The sequence below is a fragment of the Phytoamicus setariae genome, assembly GCF_016722925.1.
Classification (GTDB): domain Bacteria; phylum Pseudomonadota; class Alphaproteobacteria; order Rhizobiales; family Rhizobiaceae; genus Rhizobium_E; species Rhizobium_E setariae.
Genome location: NZ_JAEQNC010000009.1, coordinates 242,859 through 260,192 on the forward strand (window position 1 = coordinate 242,859; position 17,334 = coordinate 260,192).

Sequence of the window (17,334 nt, forward strand, 5' to 3'; positions counted from 1 at the left end):
GCATGGCTTCATTCGCGCCGTCAGCAGTAAAATCCGGCCGGTCAAAGGCCAGCGCCTCAAATGGTGTGTCGGCGCGGACGATTCCGCCAAACTCGGTCCCACCTTTGACCCCTCCGGAACCAACCGCCAAGCTCAGCGAGCAGCAGGAACTGAGGATATCGGGCCTACTAAAACGCCACTTCTCGCGGCTGGCTACGTCGTCACTCTTGATTGCCGGCGACATCATTGCCTATTTGGCGGCTTATTTCCTTCTCCTGCATATTCTTCCGGTCGGAGGGGACAGCACGGTTATGGTGCGTGTTTTCGCCCTCGCGGCAGTGGCTGCCTTGTTTCTTTATGCATCGAAAGCGCTCTATCCAGGATACAGGCTTCACAATCACGAGCACTTGCGCCGGCGCACGATAGCTTCCGTCAAAGTGGCGGCCCTTGCAGTGCTTGTTGTGGTTTTCCTGCCGGAAGCGTCTGGGCTGCTGCTTGCCACTGTTGCCTTCCTTGCCCTGGGACTGATTATTCAGCCCGTCATGCATTGGGTTGCACGGGGCCTGTGCCGGAAACTTGGAATCTGGGGAGAACGGGCGGTAATCATAGCGCGTCGCAATCGCATCCCCGCGCTCATGACATATTTCACCGAGCACTGGCAGTACGGCATTCGGCCAGAACCCTTTTCACCCGATGCTCGGGAAATATCCTCAGAAAACCCGGCATCGATTGCCTTGATAGCCGGGGATACGGGGCCTCTAAGCGCCGAGTTGGCGACAATGCGTCAAAAGTTCGCCGAAGTCATTCTTCTGTGCGACACGCCGAACTTCAAAATAACCGGATTGCGGCCTGCGGACGTAGGCGGAGAGATCGGCATTCGCTTGGCCGCAAGCAGGAGCTCGACAAACTCGAACATGGTACGACGGGCCGTCGATCTCGCGATCGCGATCCCTGCGACGCTACTGGCTACACCATTTATTCTTGTTGCGGCAGCCGCGATCTATGCCATCGATCCCGGTCCCGTTTTCTTCAGGCATGCCAGGGAAGGTTTGGCGGGCAAGCCGGTCCACGTCCTGAAACTGAGAACAATGTACAGGGATGCGGAACAGCGCCTCGAAGCGTTGTTCCGGGAAAATCCGGCCATACAGAACGAGTGGACCACGCACTTCAAGCTTCGGCAGGATCCGCGCGTCCTGCCTGTGATCGGGAATCTTCTTCGTTCGACAAGTTTCGACGAACTCCCGCAATTGGCGAACATCATAGCGGGGGAAATGGCAATCGTCGGACCGCGCCCTTTTCCGGAATACCACCTCCTGGCGATGGATGGCGAGTTTCGCGACAAGCGGCGTTCGGTGACGCCGGGACTTACAGGCCTCTGGCAGATATCCGAACGAAGCGATGCGGATATCTGCCTGCAGCAACAACTTGACGAGTTCTACATCGACAACAGGTCATTGTGGTTCGACTGGCATATCCTCCTGAGCACAATTCCAGCGGCCTTCAAGCGCAATGGAGCTTACTAGCCTGTTGCGCGTTCTGCGGCAGCATCAACAACGGAGTTCATAATGCACGGACATAAGCGAGTTATGGTTACCGGTGGCGCCGGGTTCCTGGGGTCCTTCCTGTGCGAAAGGCTTCTGAGAGAAGGCAATGACGTCCTCTGCGTGGACAATTACTATACCGGTTCGCGCGACAACGTGATGCAGCTTCTTGACGATCCCCATTTCGAGATCATTCGTCACGACATCACTTTCCCGCTTTATGTTGAGATCGACGAGATCTACAATCTCGCCTGCCCGGCATCACCGGTCCACTACCAGGTCGACCCGGTGCAGACCGTGAAGACCAATGTGCACGGGGCCATCAACATGCTCGGCTTGGCCAAACGAACCAGGGCGAAGATCTTCCAGGCATCGACGAGCGAAGTCTACGGCGATCCCGCAGTCCATCCTCAACCCGAGGAGTATCGAGGCAGCGTCAACCCGATTGGCCCGCGGGCGTGCTATGACGAAGGCAAGCGATGCGCCGAAACGCTGTTCTTCGATTACCACCGTCAATATGGCGTAGACATCCGGGTGGCGCGGATCTTCAACACCTACGGGCCGCGCATGCATCCCAACGACGGCCGGGTCGTCTCCAACTTCATCGTTCAGTCGCTTCGGAACGAGCCGATCACCATTTTCGGCAACGGCACGCAAACGCGATCGTTCTGCTACGTGGACGACCTGATCGACGGCTTTATCCGCCTCATGGGTGCACCTTCTGGCGTTACTGGCCCAATCAACCTCGGCAACCCCGGCGAATTCCAGGTCGGTGAACTGGCCGAAATGGTGATCGAAATGACGGGATCGAGATCGGGCATCGTCTTCAAGCCCCTCCCGGCCGACGACCCGACACAGCGGAAGCCGGATATCAGCCGTGCAAAACATGAACTGGGCTGGCAGCCGACGGTGGGCCTGCGTGAAGGGCTCGCGAAAACGATCGCCTATTTCGAGTGGGCGCTTTCCGGCGGCGTCAGGAACTTGATCAACGCCAGGTCCACTCAGGCGCCTTATCCGCATGTGACGGCGTCGAATCTCGGCCTGGCTCCCAAGATAGGGGCATGACTAGCTACATCAACCATCGCGTCTCGAATCTCGCTTTTTCAATGGACCGCAAGCCCAAATCGAGATTTGCAAAGAAGGCGGCTACCGTGGGACGTGCAGATCACCACCAAAAAAATTGAGGACATGGATCATGCGCGTTGCCGTTATTACACCGTACTACAAGGAACCCAGCGAGTTCCTTGAGCAGTGCCACGCGAGCGTTCTCGACCAAACCTTTGCATGCGACCATGTCTTTGTTGCCGACGGGTTTCCGAATGCTGCCGTCGGTCGCTGGCACGCGAAGCATTTCATCCTGCCTAATGCCCACGGCGACGCGGGCAACATGGCTCGCGTGATCGGCAGCCTCAGCGCCTTTACCCAGGGCTATGATGCCGTGGCGTTTCTCGATGCGGACAACTGGTACCGATCCGACCACATCCAGCGCCTGCTTGAGCTTCAAGGCCGTACCGGTGCTGCGGTTTGCACATCGAGACGCTCGATGCACCGCACGGACGGCAGCTACATGTTCGACGACTCAAAGAGCGACGGCCGCACCCACGTGGATACGAATTGCTTGTTTCTCACGCGACCGTCCCTGCCGATCATCGCGCGCTGGGCTTACATGCCGCGGGAACTCTATCCGGTGGGAGATTCTGTCTATTGGAGTTCGATACGGGCCTCTCGGCTATCGTGCTCTCATGAGCCGACAGCGACGGTATGCTACCGTACGACTTGGGAATCCGACTACAAGCGAATGGGGGAACCTGTCCCCGCCGGCAGCAAGCCCCTCGCGTTCACCGACCAGCCATACTACTGGTTCAAATCGCTCCCGGCTCGGGATCGCTGGCGTATCTGGCAGGATTTCGGCTTTCCGCTCAGGCGGCGCACGGTGGCAAAGCTGGTCGTCCAATATGCGCTGTCAAGGCTTTCGCCCTACTCTTATCTCAGCGCCAAAACATGAATACCGAAAGCCATGCCACAGATACGATTTAACATCCCCATCAATCCGCAGAGACGAAGGATATTTCCTTCACTACTCGGCCGGTTAGCTCGATGGGACGACAGGTAATGCCACGGACGGGCAATGCGATGCGGTGTGCGGAAAATGTATGAGGTGCCCCTGAATTGTGCGGTAGCCTGCGGAGGAACAAACTTGCAGCGTATCGATGTCGTGATCCCCTGCTACAAATATGCTCATTTCCTGCAAGAATGTGTTGAAAGCGTTCTTTCGCAAGCGGATGTCGATGTACGAGTGCTCATTCTGGACGATGCTTCGCCAGATAATACACCGGAAATCGGAACGGCCTTGGCATCTCGGGATGCGAGAGTCGCGTACCGGCGTCACGAGGCAAACAAGGGCCACATCGCCACCTATAACGAGGGTATTGAGTGGGCGAGCGGCGACTTGTTCCTTCTTCTATCCGCGGACGATTATCTTTTGCCGGGCGCGTTAAGTAGGTCGTCGCAGTTGATGCGTAGAATGCCGAATTTGGGATTCACTTTCGGCAACGCGCTTATAGCTGAGCCGGATGGCACGACCCGGCGCTTCAATCCTCTCGGTGGCAATGTGCCCCATTTGCAAGTTCTGCCCGGTTCAGAATTCATTCGATTGAGCGGGGCGACCAACATAGTTCCGACACCGACGGCCGTCGTGAGAACGGCGCTACAGAAACAGGTAGGTGGCTACCATATAGAACTGCCACATGCTGGCGACATGGAAATGTGGCTGCGGCTCGCATCACATGCGGGAGTAGGCTTTATCAGTGAAGATCAAGCTATATACCGCCGGCATGCATCGAACATGTCGCTAGACTACTATACAGAAAGCATTCTTCCGGACCTCCAGCAAAGAAAAAAGGCTTTCGAGATTCTGTTTCGCCACGGCGCGGATAATCTCAAAGAGGATGAGAAGTTACGACGCTTTCTTACAGAAGATCTCGGAAGAGAGGCACTTCGACAGGCCAGCGTGGCGTTCAACAAATTCGACATTGCGGCAGCCGAGGCAATTCAGCGCTTTGCGCTGGAGGTCTCCCCCGAAGTACGAAATTCATTGCCTTGGATCAAGTTAGTTTTCAAGCAAGCCATCGGGCCAAAATGTTGGTATGCCTTGAATTCTATCTGTCGACGATCTGCTGGGTAAAGTGACTGAACCGGCCCGCATTTGCTAGAGGTCGTCTGGTTTAGGTTATGCTGCCAGGCGGCCGCCCGCCCGGGCGAACGCAGCCTTTCTCGAGTGCACCGATCCGAAGCGCGCTTGTGAACCGTCATTGCAACCTCCATTTCTATAGTGTTGCGACGACCGTTTGAAACTGCCTTGACTGCCGCGATCGGAATAATGGACAAGGCCGCCGCCATGGTCGCTATACACTTCGGCCTTCTTCACCCATTCATTGAGCGTGTGCGCTGAGCAGCCGATCTTGGCGGCTATCGAGGAGACCTAAGCCCAACGAGAGGGATGTTCGGCTTGGTGGTCCAGAACCATCCGCATAGCGCGCTCGCTGACTTCTGGGGTGGTCGTCTTGCTCATCTCAGCTCTACTTTCTCACGAGTCGGAGCCTCCGGCAAACCCGGTGCAGTTCACAGCCGACGCATCGGCGCCCTCGGGGGCACCGGTTGACCAATACGGAAGCTCCGCTCGCGTGTCGATGCGACGACACCGGGATTTGCCCCGGGGCATGGTGAGGCGGAGCGAAGGTGCGCTGGCTGCACAACTATCGACCCAGCAAAGCCACCAGAAAGCCAGTTGAACAACATCTTTTCCCCGAAGCAATACCGCGATCCGCCAACCGGAACGGTATTCGCAGGAGGGAAACATTGATACCGCGCAAGAACATACGCCTTTCGATGCACGCGGTACTACATTTTGTTTCCTTTACGGAGCGAGCGAAAAGAGTTCCCTTAAGTACTGAAGAATTGCTGTGAAGTCCTGACAGTACAATCAACAGGGATGCGCATAACGACAGGCTGATCCCAAAACTGCGACGACCAAAAACAGAGGACTTCGCGACATGATCGCAACGAGCGTCAAACTGGATGACGGCGTCGTTATCCACCACCCGGATCTGGTCAATCTGTACGGTTGCACGGTGGGCGGCGGTACTCGGATCGGCACTTTCGTGGAGATACAGCGAAACGCGATCATCGGGCGGAATTGCAAGATCTCCAGTCATTCGTTCATCTGCGAGGGCGTGACGATCGAGGACGGCGTATTCATCGGCCATGGCGTGATGTTCACCAACGACATGTATCCACGCGCCGTCAACGCCGACGGCAGCCTGCAATCCGACAGCGACTGGCAGATGATGCCGACGCGCGTCAAGCGCCATGCCTCGATCGGCAGCAACGCCACCATACTGCCAGGCGTCATCATCGGCGAAGGTGCGCAGGTGGGGGCTGGGGCCGTGGTGACACGGGATGTCCCGAACCATGCGGTCGTGGCCGGCGTTCCGGCGCGGATCGTCGGGCGCACCAAGGACACGCCTGCTGAACCCTTATTTTCCGGGAGAACGCAATGATCGGGATCGCCGTCATCGGGTATGGCTACTGGGGTCCGAACCTGGTTCGAAACATCGCGGAAATCTCGGGCGCCAGGCTGGTTTCCGTTTGCGATCTGAAGATGGAAAGGCTGGCCAGCGTCAAGGCGCGCTATCCGGCCGTTGACATCACCGACGACTTTGACGAAGTTCTGCGCGACCCAAGGGTCGATGCCATCGCCATAGCGACACCGGTTTCCGCCCATTTCAGTCTCGCAATGAAGGCCATGATGGCCGGCAAGCACGTGTTCGTCGAAAAGCCGATGGCGTCAACGGCCGAAGAAGCCCGGCGCATGGTGGACGAAGCCGCACGCCGCCGGCTCGTACTCGCGGTCGATCACACCTTCATTCACACCGGCGCTGTCCGCAAGATGCGCGAGATCGTCGAAAACGGCCTCGGCGAGATGTATTACTATGACTCAGTGCGGGTCAATCTCGGCCTGTTCCAGCATGATGTCAGCGTCATCTGGGATCTTGCCGTGCATGATCTGTCGATCATGGATTATGTCCTGCCGGAAAAGCCGGTCGCAGTTTCCGCAACCGGGATGAGCCATGTCATGGGTGAACCGGAGAACATCGCCTATCTCACCCTGTTTTTCGAAAGCAAGTTGATCGCGCATATTCATGTCAACTGGCTGGCACCGGTCAAGGTACGCCGCACGCTGATCGGCGGCAGCAGCAAGATGATCGTCTATGACGATCTGGAACCCAGCGAGAAAATCAAGGTCTACGACAAGGGCATCACGCTCAACGGTAATCCGCAAAAGAACGGCGAGAAGGTCTATCAGATGCTGGTCGGCTACCGCACCGGCGACATGTATGCCCCGCAGTTGGACATGACAGAGGCATTGGGCCGGGAGTTGCGGCAGTTCATCGACTGCGTTGAGTCCAGTACGCAGCCGATCGCCGATGGGCATGCGGGCCTACGGGTCGTGCGAATCCTCGAAGCCGCAACGCAGTCGCTTGCACAGCGCGGGCGTGTCGTCGAGCTCGAACAGGCAAGGCGGATAGCATGATCCCGTTTCTCGACCTCAAGGCTCAATACGCTTCGATAAAGGATGAAGTGGATGCGGCGGTGCTGGGCGTGCTCGCCTCTGCGCAATATGTGCTTGGCGAGGAGGTTGCCGAATTCGAACGGGAATTTGCCGCCTATTGCGGAACGAAGCACGCCGTTGCCGTCAATACAGGCACGAGTGCGCTGCATCTGGCACTGATTGCCGCCGGCGTCGGGCCGGGCGACGAGGTTATTACGGTTCCATTCACATTCGTGGCCACTGCCTCGGCGGTCTGCTATGTTGGAGCGCGCCCTGTATTTGTCGATGTCGAGCCGATAACGCTGACCATGGCCCCTGAAAAGCTGGAGGCGGCGATTACGCCACGCACGAAGGCGATCGTGCCTGTCCACCTTTATGGGCAGATGGCAGACATGGGCGAGATCGCAGCGATTGCCGCCCGCCACGGCATCCCGGTCATAGAGGATGCCTGCCAGGCGCACGGTGCGGAATATCGCGGGCAGCGGGCGGGTAGCATTGGCGCTCTCGGCTGCTTCAGTTTCTACCCCGGCAAGAATCTTGGCGCTTGCGGCGAGGGCGGCATCGCAGTCACCGACAATGACGACCACGCAACGATGCTGCGGATACTGCGCGACTGGGGCCAGGAACAGCGATATCACCACGTCCTGAAAGGGTTCAACTATCGCATGGATGGAATCCAGGGAGCGATCCTCAGGGTCAAGCTCAGACATCTGGAGGACTGGACAAATGCCCGTCGTGCGCATGCCGCGCGATACTCTCACCTGCTGAAGGGATTGGTCGATCTGGTGCCCCCTGTCGAAGCTCCGGGCCGACGTCATGTCTATCATGTCTACGCCGTCAGAAGCCGAGACCGCGACAGCTTGGCGCGAACGTTGCACAGCGCGGGCATACAGACCGGCCTGCACTACCCGATTCCCGTGCATCTCCAGAAAGCCCATGCCGACCTCGGCTATCAATCCGGTGATTTCCCGGCGGCGGAACGGGCGGCGCGGGAAGTCCTCTCGCTGCCGATCTACCCGGAAATGACGGCACGGCAGGTCGAGCAGGTCGCAGCCTCGGTGGAGCAGGATGCCTATGTCGCTTGAAGCAAGCCCCATCACCAGAATTGTGCAAGCGGTGCATGGTCGTAGGCAAAGTCCGACTGATCCAGATTATCAGAGTGGGCTTGTCGAGGAATTGCGTTGTGCCTACGGCAATGGCGGCCTGATGGAGCTCTACGGTCGCTTTGCGACCGGCGACGGGTTCATCGATGGCTTGATGCGCAAGACGATCTGGCAGGCCATCGCGCGTCGTTGCGGGCCTGGACTGCAGGTCGGTAGCGGCGCGGGCTTCAAACACCCCGAGACATTCGAGATCGGCAGCGGGGTTTTCATCGGCGCGCAGGCCTACATACAGGGCCGCTATGATGGGACCTGCCGGATCGGCGACAATGTCTGGATCGGGCCGCAGGCTTATTTCGATGCGCGCGACCTGATCCTGGAGGACCATGTCGGCTGGGGACCGGGCGCCAAGGTCCTGGGTTCTAGCCACACTGCCCTGCCCGTGGATGTGCCGATCATCCGAACCGATCTGGAAATCAAGCCCGTCCGCGTGGGCGCATGGGCCGATATCGGCACCAACGCGACGATCCTTCCGGGTGTTTCGATCGGCAAGGGTGCGATCGTCGGTGCGGGCGCGGTCGTCATCGCCGATGTCGAACCTTTCTCGGTGGTCGCCGGCGTACCGGCGAAATTCTTGCGGTGGCGGGACGAACCCACCCCGGCAACCTAGTGAACGGTGATAGGCCATGAAAAACAAGCGCATTCTGATTACCGGCGGCGCAGGCCTGGTTGGCTCGCATATCGCAGATCTCGTGGCACAGGAACGGCCGCGCGAAATCCTGATCCTCGACAATTTCGTCCGCGGCCGTCGGGAAAACCTGATCCAGGCCACAGGCGCCGCACCGGTGACGATCATCGAAGGAGACATCCGTGATCGCGCGCTGCTGGCGAAATGCTTCGAGGGTGTGGACGTCGTCTTCCACCAGGCCGCCATCCGCATCACGCAATGTGCAGAGGAACCGAGGCTTGCCTTCGATGTGCTGGCCGGCGGTACCTTCGATGTGCTGGAGGCTGCGGTCAAAGCAGGCGTCTCGAAGGTCGTCGCGGCATCCTCTGCTTCGGTACTCGGGCAGGCCGACAGTTTTCCGACCACAGAGGAGCACCACCCCTACAACAACCGCACCATCTACGGTGCAGCCAAGACGTTCAACGAGGGGCTGCTGCGCAGCTTTGCGGAAATGTACGGGCTGAAATATGTCGCCCTCAGGTATTTCAACGTCTACGGTCCGAGAATGGATGTGCACGGGGTCTACACCGAAGTGTTGATCCGGTGGATGGAACGGATCGCGGCCGGGCAGCCGCCGATCATCCAGGGCGACGGTACCCAGACCCTGGATTTCGTCCATATTCACGACATCGCGCGCATCAATCTGCTCGCCGCCAAATCCGAAGTCACGGACGAAGTGTTCAATGTCGCCAGCGGCACGGAAACCAGCCTCAACGAACTCGCCCGCCTTTTGTCTGGCATCATGGGATCGTCGCTGGAGCCGGAATACGCCCCGGCACGCAAGGTCAACGCCGTGTCCCGCAGGCTCGCGTCGATGGCCAAGGCAGAGCGCCTTCTGGGTTTCCGGACCGAAGTGACGCTCGAACAGGGGCTCCGAGATCTCGTCGCCTGGTGGAGGCAGGAGAAGGCGGTGGGGGGACAGGCAGCATGAGCACGCCCCTTCGCCAGATCCCGGTCGCCAAACCCGTCCTTGATGAAGAGGAAGTCGATGCCGTACGGCGCGTCATCTTGTCGGGCTGGGTTACCCAGGGACCAGAGGTAGCCGCGTTCGAAAGCGAGTTTGCCGCGTTCGTCGGTGCGCCGCATGCCTGCGCAGTCTCCAACTGCACCACTGCGCTCCACCTTGCGCTGAGAGCGATCGGCGTCAGCAGCGGCGACGAGGTGATCACGGTCAGCCACTCGTTCATCGCCACCGCAAATGCCATCCGCTATTGCGGGGCGGTTCCGGTTTTCATCGACATAGAAGCGCATGGGTTCAACATCGATCCAGCACTGATCGAGGCGGCTATTACCCCATGCACCCGGGCAATATTATGTGTGCACCAGCTGGGCATGCCATGTGATCTCCGTGCCATCATGGATATCGGACGCCGGCACGCCATTCCGGTCATTGAAGACGCCGCCTGCGCTTCTGGCAGCGAAATCCTCTGGCAAGGCGAATGGCAGAAGATCGGCAAACCGCATGGGGATATCGCTTGCTTTTCTTTCCATCCCCGCAAGGTCGTCACGACAGGCGACGGCGGAATGCTGACCACGGCCAATGCCGAATACGACAAGAAGTTACGCCTGTGGCGTCAGCATGCCATGAGCGTAGCCGACACGGTGCGTCACGGCTCGAAGCAAGTGATTTACGAAAGCTACCCCGAAATCGGCTACAATTACCGCATGACAGACCTTCAGGCAGCGCTCGGGCGGGTGCAACTGCGCCGGCTTCCCGAACTTGTCATGCGACGCAGAGCACTCGCCGAGCTCTATCGGCAACGTCTGTCAGAAATCTCCGGTCTGGAGGCGCCACTCGAACCCGCCTGGGCACGCAGCAACTGGCAGAGCTACTGCGTCAGGCTGCCCGACTGGCTTGACCAACGAACCGTGATGCAAACGCTGCTGGATCGTGGAATCTCGACCCGGCGGGGCGTGATGAATATCCACCGCGAACAAGCTTACGCAAGTAGTGACACACATCTTGTCGCATCGAGTCTTGGCCACAGCGTCGCGGCACAGGAAGAAACGATCATCCTGCCCCTCTATGCGCAAATGACCGACGAAGACCTTTCGGACGTGGTCGACGCCTTGCACGACGTTGCATCGCACCAGCCAAGATGGCCTGACGGCAAAGCATGGACTGTCCTTCAGGCAAACCGTGATATCCACGTCCGGATAGGCGCCGGCAGGGACGCTAGCGGCACAAGCCCAGCCAACATCTTCAGTGAGTAGAGCCCCGTGCCGAGCACGGCGAGCGAACCCAGTACCGTTGCCAGCCAAAGCGGCAGGAACTGGGTCGCGCAAAAGATCAACGCGGACAATGTCAGGAAGATCAGACAGAGGTTGCGATTGGCCAGAGACCAGCGAAATCCGCTAAGACGCCGCACGAGAATGTAGATCAGAATGCTGTGCCAGACGTAGAGCCCAAAAAACGCGGCTCCGGCTCCAATTGCGCCGAACCTGTCCACCAACAGCCACGCCAACCCGACATGCACGACTGTTGCTGCGATGTCCGTCCAGAAGAATGTCCAATTTGCGCCCTTCGCCAGCACGATAAAACCCATCGGCCACGAAATGATTCTGAGCATCATGCCAAGGCTGATCCAGCGCAACAGGTTGACTGCCGGGTGGAATTCCGGGGAATAGAACAGCCACATCGCTAGGGGCGCAAAGGTCAATGTCGCAAGCACGCCAGGACCAGCGAGCAGCATACTGATCTGCGCCTGCTCGTTGACCAATTGGTTGCACGCAGTGTTGTCCCGCGAAATAGCCGTCAGACGCGGATAAAAGTCCGTGCCCATGGCCTGCAGGATGAATCCGGCATAAAGCCCGCCGAGTGCCCAAGCCGCCTGGTAGAGCCCTGCGGCCACCACGCCGTTCGCGTGCATTATGATGATGCGGATAGCATAGGCGCTTCCGAAGGTCAGAACACCGCTGACCATGAACACGAAGCCAAGCCTAAGCAGAGCCACAGCTTCCGGACCGTACAGGCCTGTCGCGTTCGCCGGATCGGTGAGGCCGATCTTCCTGCCGTACCACCAGGACACAAGCAGCATGGCGGCCGCGACAGCGACGATGGAGGGCACAATGCCCCCAGTACCGAAGAAGTAAACCAGAGGGATCGTCAGCACGGTACTGAAGAGCGCTGAAAGCACATTGATGCGCGCGAGACTGGAAATATCGCGCATCCCCTGGATCAGCGCCTGCTGGCCCCCCGCTGCCAACCGAAAGAAGACTGCGACCGATAGCAGGATAACCCCCACCGCATGCTGATGATCGCCAAATGTCAGAGTTGCAACCGGAACAGCAAGCGCAGCAAGAAGTAGCGTACCCAGGACAGCGAGAACAATGGAAAGCCGACCGACAATTCTGGCAGTGCGCGCAATCCTGTCAGGCTCCCCCGTTCCGGTCGCCTCGGCAATCTGGCGCACGCCGCTCGACTGAACGCCAAGGCCAGCCAGCGTTTGCGCGATATCGATCACGGAATTGTAGAGGCCCATTAGGCCTATGCCTTCCGGCCCCAGCATCACCGCTACCGCCTTGTTGCGGAAGATTGAGAACGCAACATTGACGACCGATGAGCCACCGATAAGCAGCGTCGACTTGAGGATTTGGGCGATGGAGTGCCCGTCCGCCGGGGTTTCGTCTCGCTTCATTTGGCACCCAATTTAGTGCCGGCGATCCGCTTGTGGCACTGAATCTTATCGCTGCAGGCATCAGATCGGTCGGGCACCCGCTGCCGATTGCCAGACCGTCGGGCTCGGTAGTTGCTTGTGCTCATTGGCCGGTTTGCTCAGTTTGCGGATCCGCTTTGTCTGGCAACACCGTGGCAGCAGCCGATGTCTCCGGCACCTGCTGGCTGGACCTGCGGACGACGCGCACGACATCGCCGGGTTGCAGGAGTGTATTTTCGGATGCAGGCAACTGCTGGACGCTGCCGTTGGCCAGTCGGTCGACCGTAAACACAAGAGCATCCGCGTCATCAGAGCCCTCCACATCAGGGCTTTGGGCGAGCGTATCCAGCAATTGCCTCTGCGTAATATCGCGTTTCAGCTTGAGTTGATCCAGGCTGGCCTGCTCGGCCTGCAATTCCGTAGCGACGTCCGTTCGCCGCCTGTCGTAAAGGCCTTCTATGTTGCGCGACGCTTCAGCCAGGCCCTGACGGGCTCGCATGGCTGCCGTCGACAGGTCCAGCCGCCCCGCGTAGTATCCTCTCTGCAATCGTTCAAGTTCTGCCAGACGAGACGGAAGCGCTATGCCTTTTTCGACCATTGATTTCATGTTGCGCATTTCCCCTTCCACGGATGCGATGTCCGCATCCGAGCCGGCGGCCTTTTTGTCCAGGTTCGTGATTTCCGTGGACAGTAGGTCGCGCAATTCCGTGTAAGACTTCACCTGCCGCTTCAGGAGGTTCGCACGCGCGACGAATATTTCCTTCTCCTGCCCATAGACCGCAGCTGCAAGCTTATCGTCGCGTCCAACCCACGAGCCGGCGGGGATCTCCGTTGCGCCAGACATTTCCGCCAAAAGCCGTGCGATTTTGACCTCGCTACGCAGGATGGAGTTCTCAAGTCCCCTTAACGTGCCGACAACAGCCAGCTTTTCCTGACTCTTCCCACTCTCGGAGCGAAGCCGGCCACCACTCATCGCCAGTGACTGCAACACGGTCAGTCCGACGTGGAACTTGTATTCACCCGGTGTTGCGACATCTCCGACGACATAGACCGGAGGATATTCGACGATCGCGACGGTGACCTCCGGCATTTCCACAAGCCCGATCTTTGCCTTCAGCCGGCCGGCAATCTCAATGGAAAGCCGGGTGGCGTCGAGATTGCCGACCGTAAGCTCTCCAGCGACCGGAAGCGACAGGATACCTCTGTCAGAAACTTCGAAATCGCCGCCCAGCGCGTCCCATTTGTCATAAGCGCCCTTGGTGGGCATCCAGAGCACAATCGTCAGCCTGATTTTCGTGTGCGGCGGCAGCGGTGTCGTCTCGGCAAAAGCAGACGTTCCCGGCCACAGACTGACAAATACGACGAATGCCAAAGTGATAATGGTCGTGGGGATTGATTTGCGTTTGGAACGTACAGCGGCGAGCATGTAATTCTCCGGACCTGATACCCCAGGCATTGTTTCAGGCGACGCAAGTTCGGCGACACTGGAATACCGCGGCTTGCCCTGCTCTGGCTCGGTTCAACACTGGACACCGATCGCAGTTTGCAAATTATTGACCGATAGAGAAAGAGGAACGGTCGGAGAGCCACCTCATCAATATGGGTGATATGGGAATAAGCATGCTTACACGGCAGGAAAATCCATGCCGACTGCCGTGATTCTCCCGCCCGATGGATGGTTGCTGCCAGTTTAGGGAGGAGAGTAACTCTAGCCCGCATCCTCATTTGGAAGGAGAATCCACTTGGCACATCGTTCATTCGGTGGATAAGCAGGTGCATGTCGCCTCCACGGTCGTTGACCTTCGATCCGTACATCAACCGTTTTACGCCGTCGCGGACGCTGCCGACGTACGGTAAAGTCGCGGCGGTGATGGGGTGGAGTGGCTTGCGGCCAACGGTGAGTGTTACCGATCGGCTGTATCTCCCGGATAGAGGACACGGCTTTGTTGGACGGGAACGAGTGTAGCGAAATCACTGCGGGGACAGGCGGCGCCAAACGACGGCTTGAACCTCAACGCGTCTTGGTGATCGTGACCAGTTCAGGAAGCGTGTCGGATCGGTTGATCGATGCGGTCGAACGGGAATTTCCCTGGATCGTCGTCGAACAGGTCGATCGCGTTGCGGCTGCGTGTACCACATTTCAACATCCCGTCGCCTTGATCCTCGTCGATATCGCATTGGTGAAGGAAGCGGAGGAAGCTTCCGGCAGGATCCTGCGAAGCCATCCAAATGCGCTGGCTGCGGTGATTCAGCCCAATGACAAGGTTCTGGCCGCACCTCTCGCCGCAGTCGCTGCCTCGCCGCTGTTTCGCAGCGTTTTACCGATGGATTTCAGACTGGATATCTGGCTGTCGATCATCCGCCTCATGCTTTGCGGTGGCGAGTATTTCCCGCCAGGGACCCCTCTGCAATCCAGGGGCAACAACAACGACGACACCCTTTCAACATACCACCGTTATGCGTCACCCGTTCAACGTGAACGCAATATGGCGGAGTTGACCATGCGCGAGACACAGATCCTCGAAATGGTGGCTCGCGGCTTGCAAAACAAACTGATTGCTGTCGAATTCGGGTTGTCGGAGCACACCGTCAAGGTTCATCTGCACAACATCATCCGAAAGCTCGGCGTCCACAATCGAACTGAAGCCGCGGCCAGGTTCCGCAACTTCACGGCCACCGCTGGCGCTTTATAGCCGAAAAGCTCGTCGAAGAGCCAGCCGCCTTGCCTTATAGCGGCGTGCGCGGTCAGGCGCCGGGGTTCACTTCCCTACCACTCGCCGGCAGGTTCCGCCCGAAACTCCTCGGTATCAGACGACCTCCTGGGATCTGTACGGGAGATGATAAAAGCTGCCCGGCAGGCTATGAGAAATATGTAACAGTTAATACTTTTATCATATCTTAGCGGATGCAACCTCAAATCTTAGCTAGACAAATCAGTGATTCCACACCTAGTCTGACAAACTAAGCGAAGTCCGACCGCATCAGGGCACCCAGATACGCGAGCGGGATGAACTAGAAATGTGTGAATTTGAGTTTTTGAGGATGCGTAGCGCAAAGCAATTGTGTCGGCGTGGCAGTTTGGCGTGATTGACGAATCCCAAAGCAGCAAATCACTAGACTGACAGGCGATCAAGGAACACGATGAGACAAAAGACTTTACTCGCGCCCACAATAGCGCTGATCCTCTCAGGTTGTGTCGTTGGCCCTAACTACAAGCCACCGATCGCGGAATTGCCTGCCAAGTACTCGGAAGCGAAAGACAAGTCCGCTGAGAACGTGCGCCTTAATCCCTGGTGGGAACGCTTCAAAGACAAGCGCCTCAATGCACTTGTCGCAGAAGGCATGAATGAGAATCTCAGCGTATTGGGCTCGCTGGAACGCATTGTCGAAGCGCAGGCCAATGTCGTTGCGGCAGGTGCGGGTGCACTGCCGCAGGTCAATGGTTCAGCTGGCGCCATCATCAATGGCGAAAACTCGACAAATGCCAAGCATACCACCAACAAGACTGCATCAGCCGGTTTGACGGCTTCTTGGCTGCTCGATTTCTTCGGACAGTACAAGCGCTCCACCGAAGCGGCCAACTACTCGCTCGATGCCGCCTACGATAACGTCAATGTCGCCCGGCTTGCCTATTTTTCCGATCTGGCCGTGACATATGTCGACTTGCGCTACTATCAGGAATCCCTTGCGCTTACCCGCGAGAACCTGGCTTCCCGCCGGGTGACATTGAAACTGATCAACGACATCAAGGAAGCGGGCTCCGCTTCGCGTCTTGACGTCGTTCAGGCAGAGGGCCTGGTTAACCAGACACTTGCGGAAATTCCGACGCTGGAAACCGGCTACCATCTGGCAGCAAACCACATCGCGACCCTGCTTGCGGTGCCGGCGGCGACGATGACTGCGAGCTTTGCGCGTGGTAGTGGCCAGCCGATGCCTCGTAATGCCACTAAGACCGGCATTCCAGCAGATCTTATCCGCAATCGTCCGGATATCCGCCAGGCTGAACGCCTGCTTGCAGCGTCAACGGCAAGCATCGGCGTAGCCGAATCGCAACTTTATCCCAGCATTTCGCTTGGCGGCTCGATCGACGGCTCGCGCTTTTCCACACGCGTTGGCTCAGGCGGGCTTTTGTCCTGGTCTTTTGGACCTACAGTGGTCGTGCCGATCTTCAACGGCGGCGCTCTGAAGGCGGAAGTGGACATTGCTAACTCCGTTGCCAGACAGCAGTATATTGCCTGGAAACAGGTCGTACTCAATGCAATCGAGGAAGTCGAGGACGCCCAGATTGCATTGCATCGCGACTACCAGACCGTCTATGCACTTCGCCGGCTCGTCGTTTCCTATGAAGAGGCCTTGTCGCTGGCGCGTGAAAGCTACAAGGGCGGCACTGCAACCGTGCTGGACATTCTCGATGCCGAACGGAATGTTGCCAACGGCCGTTTGACGCTCGCAACGTCCATCAGGAACCTTGCCCGCGACTACATTGCGCTCAATGTCGCAATCGGCGGCGGCTCCGACATCGGCAGCCCGATCAAGACCCAGTGAAGTTCCAGGCGGGATAACCCGACTTATGAACTTCGTTGACTTATACTCACCAAAGTCATGACCTCCACCAAAGGTGGAGGTTTGAAACGCTGCGCTTGAACCGCTAGAAGCGGTTTTGCTATAGATTAGTAGCTACGATTAAAGAGGTCGGCAAAGTCGGAAGCTTTGTCGACCT

General features: G+C 58.1%; 14 protein-coding genes and 1 pseudogene. 12 read left to right on the forward strand and 3 right to left on the reverse strand.

The annotated features are described in order from the left end of the window. The first annotated feature begins 2 nt into the window (after positions 1-2). The 4 genes from JJB09_RS17425 (at position 3) to JJB09_RS17440 (ending at position 4,704) form a co-directional block, all read left to right on the forward strand. Positions 3-1,502 (forward strand): sugar transferase, encoded by a 1,500-nt coding sequence (locus tag JJB09_RS17425; protein ID WP_201660899.1) that lies wholly within the window; start codon positions 3-5, stop codon positions 1,500-1,502. Positions 1,503-1,544: 42 nt separating this feature from the next. After that, on the forward strand, positions 1,545-2,585 hold the full coding sequence (locus JJB09_RS17430) for a UDP-glucuronic acid decarboxylase family protein (RefSeq protein WP_201660901.1): 1,041 nt from the start codon (positions 1,545-1,547) through the stop codon (positions 2,583-2,585). Positions 2,586-2,715: 130 nt separating this feature from the next. Further along, on the forward strand, positions 2,716-3,525 hold the full coding sequence (locus tag JJB09_RS17435; RefSeq protein WP_201660904.1) for a glycosyltransferase family 2 protein: 810 nt from the start codon (positions 2,716-2,718) through the stop codon (positions 3,523-3,525). A gap of 192 nt (positions 3,526-3,717) precedes the next feature. Continuing rightward, complete coding sequence (locus JJB09_RS17440; RefSeq protein WP_201660907.1) at positions 3,718-4,704, forward strand: glycosyltransferase family 2 protein; 987 nt, start codon at positions 3,718-3,720, stop codon at positions 4,702-4,704. A 201-nt stretch (positions 4,705-4,905) separates the two neighbouring features. Here JJB09_RS17440 and JJB09_RS17445 read toward each other — a convergent pair. After that, a pseudogene (locus JJB09_RS17445) lies at positions 4,906-5,091 on the reverse strand (IS3 family transposase); the annotation flags it as partial. A 481-nt stretch (positions 5,092-5,572) separates the two neighbouring features. Between JJB09_RS17445 and JJB09_RS17450 the strand changes: the two are divergent. The 6 genes from JJB09_RS17450 to JJB09_RS17475 are packed head-to-tail and all read left to right on the forward strand — an operon-like array spanning position 5,573 to position 11,172. After that, on the forward strand, positions 5,573-6,079 hold the full coding sequence (locus tag JJB09_RS17450; protein ID WP_201660910.1) for an acyltransferase: 507 nt from the start codon (positions 5,573-5,575) through the stop codon (positions 6,077-6,079). Beyond that, positions 6,076-7,113: a Gfo/Idh/MocA family protein gene (locus JJB09_RS17455; protein ID WP_201660912.1), complete on the forward strand. Its 1,038-nt coding sequence runs from the start codon at positions 6,076-6,078 to the stop codon at positions 7,111-7,113. Before JJB09_RS17450 ends, JJB09_RS17455 begins: the two co-directional genes overlap by 4 nt. Then, positions 7,110-8,216, forward strand: a complete 1,107-nt coding sequence (locus tag JJB09_RS17460; RefSeq protein WP_201660915.1) for a DegT/DnrJ/EryC1/StrS family aminotransferase — start codon at positions 7,110-7,112, stop codon at positions 8,214-8,216. Before JJB09_RS17455 ends, JJB09_RS17460 begins: the two co-directional genes overlap by 4 nt. Beyond that, positions 8,206-8,901, forward strand: coding sequence for an acyltransferase (locus JJB09_RS17465; protein ID WP_201660918.1), 696 nt, complete (start codon positions 8,206-8,208; stop codon positions 8,899-8,901). The genes JJB09_RS17460 and JJB09_RS17465 overlap by 11 nt, the downstream gene beginning before the upstream one ends. Positions 8,902-8,917: 16 nt before the next feature. Then, on the forward strand, positions 8,918-9,889 hold the full coding sequence (locus JJB09_RS17470) for an NAD-dependent epimerase/dehydratase family protein (RefSeq protein ID WP_201660921.1): 972 nt from the start codon (positions 8,918-8,920) through the stop codon (positions 9,887-9,889). Further along, positions 9,886-11,172 (forward strand): DegT/DnrJ/EryC1/StrS family aminotransferase, encoded by a 1,287-nt coding sequence (locus JJB09_RS17475; protein ID WP_201660924.1) that lies wholly within the window; start codon positions 9,886-9,888, stop codon positions 11,170-11,172. The genes JJB09_RS17470 and JJB09_RS17475 overlap by 4 nt, the downstream gene beginning before the upstream one ends. On the opposite strand, the gene JJB09_RS17480 is transcribed toward JJB09_RS17475, so the two are convergent. Together JJB09_RS17480 and JJB09_RS17485 are read right to left on the reverse strand one after the other, a co-directional pair. Next, on the reverse strand, positions 11,088-12,596 hold the full coding sequence (locus JJB09_RS17480; RefSeq protein ID WP_201660927.1) for an O-antigen translocase: 1,509 nt from the start codon (positions 12,594-12,596) through the stop codon (positions 11,088-11,090). The two genes, JJB09_RS17475 and JJB09_RS17480, sit on opposite strands and share 85 nt — an antisense overlap. Positions 12,597-12,717: 121 nt before the next feature. Next, complete coding sequence (locus JJB09_RS17485; protein WP_201660930.1) at positions 12,718-14,040, reverse strand: polysaccharide biosynthesis/export family protein; 1,323 nt, start codon at positions 14,038-14,040, stop codon at positions 12,718-12,720. Between the two features lie 517 nt (positions 14,041-14,557). Between JJB09_RS17485 and JJB09_RS17490 the strand changes: the two genes are divergently transcribed. After that, complete coding sequence (locus JJB09_RS17490; RefSeq protein ID WP_425523739.1) at positions 14,558-15,307, forward strand: helix-turn-helix domain-containing protein; 750 nt, start codon at positions 14,558-14,560, stop codon at positions 15,305-15,307. A 448-nt stretch (positions 15,308-15,755) separates the two neighbouring features. Next, positions 15,756-17,159: an efflux transporter outer membrane subunit gene (locus JJB09_RS17495; protein WP_201660933.1), complete on the forward strand. Its 1,404-nt coding sequence runs from the start codon at positions 15,756-15,758 to the stop codon at positions 17,157-17,159. Positions 17,160-17,334 lie beyond the last annotated feature (175 nt).

Coding starts and splice junctions, on each gene's coding strand:
- JJB09_RS17460 (WP_201660915.1), top strand. CDS start 7,110: ATGATCCCGTTTCTCGACCTCAAGGCTCAATACGCTTCGATAAAGGAT.
- JJB09_RS17465 (WP_201660918.1), top strand. CDS start 8,206: ATGTCGCTTGAAGCAAGCCCCATCACCAGAATTGTGCAAGCGGTGCAT.
- JJB09_RS17450 (WP_201660910.1), top strand. CDS start 5,573: ATGATCGCAACGAGCGTCAAACTGGATGACGGCGTCGTTATCCACCAC.
- JJB09_RS17425 (WP_201660899.1), top strand. CDS start 3: ATGGCTTCATTCGCGCCGTCAGCAGTAAAATCCGGCCGGTCAAAGGCC.
- JJB09_RS17430 (WP_201660901.1), top strand. CDS start 1,545: ATGCACGGACATAAGCGAGTTATGGTTACCGGTGGCGCCGGGTTCCTG.
- JJB09_RS17435 (WP_201660904.1), top strand. CDS start 2,716: ATGCGCGTTGCCGTTATTACACCGTACTACAAGGAACCCAGCGAGTTC.
- JJB09_RS17455 (WP_201660912.1), top strand. CDS start 6,076: ATGATCGGGATCGCCGTCATCGGGTATGGCTACTGGGGTCCGAACCTG.
- JJB09_RS17470 (WP_201660921.1), top strand. CDS start 8,918: ATGAAAAACAAGCGCATTCTGATTACCGGCGGCGCAGGCCTGGTTGGC.
- JJB09_RS17485 (WP_201660930.1), bottom strand. CDS start 14,040: ATGCTCGCCGCTGTACGTTCCAAACGCAAATCAATCCCCACGACCATT.
- JJB09_RS17480 (WP_201660927.1), bottom strand. CDS start 12,596: ATGAAGCGAGACGAAACCCCGGCGGACGGGCACTCCATCGCCCAAATC.
- JJB09_RS17475 (WP_201660924.1), top strand. CDS start 9,886: ATGAGCACGCCCCTTCGCCAGATCCCGGTCGCCAAACCCGTCCTTGAT.
- JJB09_RS17495 (WP_201660933.1), top strand. CDS start 15,756: ATGAGACAAAAGACTTTACTCGCGCCCACAATAGCGCTGATCCTCTCA.